The organism is Xylophilus sp. ASV27 (assembly GCF_016428875.1).
GTDB lineage: Bacteria > Pseudomonadota > Gammaproteobacteria > Burkholderiales > Burkholderiaceae_C > Xylophilus.
On record NZ_JAELTO010000183.1, the window covers coordinates 1 to 4,680 of the forward strand.

Annotated in this window: 3 protein-coding genes and 1 pseudogene; 3 read left to right on the forward strand and 1 reads right to left on the reverse strand. The window is 69.4% G+C overall.

Going from position 1 to position 4,680, the window contains the following annotated elements:
* Positions 1-1,112 (reverse strand): sigma-54-dependent Fis family transcriptional regulator (locus JHD63_RS21815; protein ID WP_198972890.1); only part of this gene is annotated, 1,112 nt, incomplete at its 3' end.
* Between the two features lie 310 nt (positions 1,113-1,422).
* On the opposite strand from JHD63_RS21815, the gene JHD63_RS21820 reads away from it, so the two are divergent.
* From JHD63_RS21820 to JHD63_RS21830, 3 genes and pseudogenes are all read left to right on the forward strand, one after another.
* Positions 1,423-3,249: a flavin-containing monooxygenase gene (locus JHD63_RS21820; RefSeq protein WP_198972891.1), complete on the forward strand. Its 1,827-nt coding sequence runs from the start codon at positions 1,423-1,425 to the stop codon at positions 3,247-3,249.
* A gap of 39 nt (positions 3,250-3,288) precedes the next feature.
* Positions 3,289-4,356: a 2,3-butanediol dehydrogenase gene (locus JHD63_RS21825; protein WP_198972892.1), complete on the forward strand. Its 1,068-nt coding sequence runs from the start codon at positions 3,289-3,291 to the stop codon at positions 4,354-4,356.
* A 182-nt stretch (positions 4,357-4,538) separates the two neighbouring features.
* Positions 4,539-4,680 (forward strand): annotated as a pseudogene (locus tag JHD63_RS21830) (IS5/IS1182 family transposase); the annotation flags it as partial.

The following is a 4,680-nucleotide window of genomic DNA, read 5'->3' on the forward strand; positions in this document are numbered from 1 at the left end:
CCCCCCCCCCCCCCCCCCCCCCCCCCCCCCCCCCCCCCCCCCCCCCCCCCCCTTTTAGATGTGTATAAGAGACAGCCCGCACTCAGGGCGGCCAGCGCCGGCGGCAGGAGCGCGGCCGCCGGCCCGCGCCCGGCCGGCGGGGCCCGGTGCGGCGGCTTCTGCGGCGCGATGGCATGTGCAAACAGCACGCTGCCGTCGTGCGCGCGCACGATGCGCTCCTGCGCGGGCCGGTTGCGCAGCAGTTGCGGCAACTGGTTCACGTCCAGCGCGAAGAAGCGCTGCAGGGGCTGGCCCAGCACCTCCGGCCGGCGGCGCCAGGGCAGTTGCGCCGCGCGCACCAGCAGGCGCGCGCCCGCATGGGTCATGCCGCAGACCCGGCCGCTGGCGTCGACCGTGACCGCGGCCTCCGGGTCCACGTCGAGGAAGTCGGGCGATTGCGACAGGCGCAGCACCCACTGCGTGCGCGCCTGCGCCATCAGGTTGGCGAGTTCCACGCGGCGCGCGGTGGCGCTCACCAGATGCAGCGCCAGGCTCTGGCTGGAGCGCTCCTGCGGCGCGTGCAGCAGCGAGAGGTCCAGCACGGCCGCCAGTTCGCCTTCGAGGTCGTAGATCGGCGCGGCCGTGCAGGACAGCGGCGAGTGCGTGAAATCGAAATGGTCGCTGCGGTGCACGGTCAAGGCCTCGCCGGTGGCGATGCAGGTGCCCACGGCCGACGTGCCGGCGCGCTCCTCGCGCCATTCCGAGCCCAGGTACAGGCCGGCCTGGCGCAGTTCGCGGGCTTGGGCTTCGCGCCCGAGGAAGTCCACCGTGATGCCGTGCCGGTCGGCCAGCAGCAGCACGTAGTGCAGGCCGGTGAGCTGCTGGTAGAGGTGCTCGAGCCCGCTGCGGGCGATGCCGATCAGCGCCTCGGCTTCCTCGCGGTGCTGGCGCAGCAGGCCCGCGGGAACGATGTGGGCCTGCCGCGTGGCCGCCGGGTCGAGCCGGTGGTGCTCGATACAGCGGCGCCAACTGCCCAGCACGGCCAGGTCGCGCCGTTGCGCCTGCGAGGGCAGGCCCAGGCCGACGGCTTCGATTTCCTTGACGTGGTCGGAGTAGGCATTGAGGGGGCGCATGCGTCTCTCCAGCGGCCGCGGGCTGTGGGCCGGGCGGCCCGGGCTTGGGGTTTACGGGAAGGGGCATTGTGGCGCCACCCCGCGCCCGCGGCCAGCGCGCCGCCGCGGCCCTGCGTGCAACACCTGCGGCAAATGGCGCAGCAGGTGTTGCGTTCAGCGGCGGCGCGGCGCAACACCTGTCCCACGCCTTTGCCCGCTGCGGCGTCGGCTCCTGCCTGCCGCCGGCGCGGGCCAGGACGGTCCGCCGGTTTGGCATGGCTATTGCGAAAGCCGTCCTCCCATTCACCGCAAGAAGCCAAGGAGACACACAATGGCCGCGACTGCCACGGCACCCACCCCCGAGACCGCGGAGCATGCCCGCGTGCATGCGCTGCTGGAGCGCCTGAACGCCGCGCTGGCCGCGCGCGACACACAGGCCGCAGCGGCGCTGTTCCATGCCGATTCGTTCTGGCGCGACCTGGTGCTGCTCACCTGGAACATCAAGACGCTGGAGGGCCCGGCCGCGATGGCCGCGATGCTGGAGCAGCAGCTCGACGGCGCGGCGCCGGTGCGCCTCGCGCTGGACCCCGCCGAGCCGGTGGAGGCGGCCGACGGCGTCACCTCGGCCTGGCTCACCATCGATACGCGGCACATGCGCGGTCACGGGCATATCCGCCTGAAGGGCGAACGGATCTGGACGCTGCTGACCACGGCGCAGGAGATCAAGGGCCATGAGGAGCCGCTGGGCGTGCGCCGCCCGCTGGGGGCCGAGCACGGCATACGGCGCGGGCGCCAGACCTGGCTCGACAGGCGCCAGGCCGAAGCCCGCGCGCTGGGCCACACCGAGCAGCCCTATGTGCTCGTGATCGGCGGCGGCCAGGGCGGCATCGCGCTGGGCGCGCGCCTGCGCCAGCTGGGGGTCTCGCACATCGTCATCGACCGGCACGAGCGGCCCGGCGACCAATGGCGCCGCCGCTACAAATCGCTGTGCCTGCACGACCCGGTCTGGTACGACCACATGCCCTATCTGCCCTTTCCCGAGCACTGGCCGGTCTTCACGCCGAAGGACAAGATCGGCGACTGGCTGGAGATGTACACCCGGGTCATGGAGGTGAACTACTGGTCTTCCACGCGCTGCACCCGGGCCCGCTATGACGAGGACCGGCAGGAGTGGGAGGTCACGGTGGAGCGCGGCGGCCAGACGCTGGTGCTGCGGCCCCGGCATTTGGTGTTTGCCACCGGCATGTCCGGCAAGGCCCATGTGCCCACCATCGACGGGCAGGACGTGTTCAAGGGCGAGCAGCAGCATTCCTCCGAGCATCCCGGGCCCGATGCCTACCGCGGCAAGAAGGTGGTGGTGATCGGCGCCAACAACTCGGCCCACGACATCTGCGCGGCGCTGTGGGAGCATGGCGCCGACGTGACCATGGTGCAGCGCTCGTCCACGCACATCGTGCGCTCCGACTCGTTGATGGACATCGGCCTGGGCGACCTGTATTCGGAGCGCGCCGTGGCCAGCGGGGTGACGACGAAAAAGGCCGACCTGATCTTCGCCTCGCTGCCCTACCGCATCATGGCCGACTTCCAGATCCCGCTGTATGCGCGCATCCGCGAGCGCGACGCGCAGTTCTACCGCAGGCTCGAGGCGGCGGGCTTCATGCTGGACTTCGGCGACGACGGCTCGGGGCTGTTCATGAAGTACCTGCGCCGCGCATCGGGCTACTACATCGACGTGGGCGCCTGCGACCTGGTGATCGACGGCAGCATCAAGCTGCAGGCCGGCAAGCAGATCAGCCACCTCTCGGAAAACGCCGTGGTGCTGGCCGACGGCACCGAGCTGCCCGCCGACCTGGTGGTCTATGCGACCGGCTATGGCTCGATGAACGGCTGGGTGGCCGACCTGATCAGCCAGGAGGTGGCCGACAAGGTGGGCAAGGTCTGGGGCCTGGGCTCCGACACGAGCAAGGACCCGGGGCCCTGGGAAGGCGAGCAGCGCAACATGTGGAAGCCCACGCAGCAGCCGGCGCTGTGGTTCCACGGCGGCAACCTGCACCAGTCGCGCCACTACTCGCTCTATCTGGCGCTGCAGTTGAAGGCGCGCCAGGAGGGCCTGCCGGTGCGGGTCTATGGCCTGCAGCCGGTGCATCACCTGCGATAGCCGCACGGCCCGATTCACAACCCCTCAGAAAGTTCAAGCATGAAAGCAGCACGTTTCCATGGCCGCGGCGACATCCGCATCGAAGACATCCCCGAGCCGCTCGTGGCGCCGGGCACCGTCGGCATCGACGTGGCCTGGTGCGGCATCTGCGGCACGGATCTGCATGAGTTCATGGAGGGGCCGATCTTCATCCCGCCCTGCGGCCATCCGCATCCGATCTCCGGAGAGTCCGCGCCGATCACCATGGGCCATGAATTCTCGGGCGTGGTGTACGCCGTCGGCGAAGGCGTGGACGACATCGACGTCGGCCAGCACGTGGTGGTGGAGCCCTACATCGTGGCCGACGACGTGCCGACCGGCCCCGGGGACCGCTACCACCTGTCCCGCGACATGAACTTCATCGGCCTGGGCGGCCGCGGCGGCGGGCTGTCCGAGAAGATCGCCGTCCAGCGCCGCTGGGTGCATCCGATCTCCAAGGCCATTCCGCTGGACCAGGCCGCCCTGATCGAGCCGCTGTCGGTCGGCCACCATGCCTTTACCCGCAGCGGCGCCAAGGCCGGCGACGTGGCCCTGGTCGGCGGCGCCGGGCCGATCGGCCTGCTGCTGTCGGCGATCCTGAAAGCCAAGGGCCTGACCGTCATCGTCACGGAGCTGAGCGCCAGGCGCAAAGAGAAGGCGCGCGAATCCGGCGTGGCCGACTACATCCTCGATCCGTCCGAAGTGGACGTGGTGGCGCGGGCGATGGAGATCACCGGCGGCAAAGGGGTGGACGTGGCGTTCGAATGCAGCAGCGTCAACAAGGTCCTGGACGCCCTGGTCGCCGCGGTCAGGCCGGCCGGCGTGGTGGTGATCGTGTCGATCTGGAGCCACCCGGCCACCGTCAACGTGCACAGCGTGGTCATGAAGGAGCTGGACCTGCGCGGCACGATCGCCTATTGCAACGACCACCAGGAAACCATCCGGCTGGTGGAGGAAGGAAAGATCGACCTGGCGCCGTTCATCACCCAGCGCATCCAGCTGGAGGACCTGGTGTCGGAAGGCTTCGAAACGCTGATACACAATAACGAATCGGCCGTGAAGATCATCGTCCAGCCGCGGTTGAGGTGAAGCCGCCACATCGCGCCGGCGGCCTGAGCCCGCCTCCGGCGCAGGGTGGGGCGGCGTTTTTTTGAGGAAAATGGCATGAAGCCCAGGTAAGTCCTGGGCAGGGCAATCGCATCTAAATCCAAGCGAAACTAAGGCAAAGCTGAACAAGTCCACCAATGGCGGCTCGAATGCGTTGTGATCCGATGAAGCAACAGACTCTGGCAGCAGCGGCCGATCAAGAGGCCGGATTCGAGCAATACCGCCGCCCCACCCGACGCGATGTGTTCCTGGCGACGATGGAAGAGATCGTGCCGTGGCAGCAACTGTGCGCGGTGATCGAGCCGC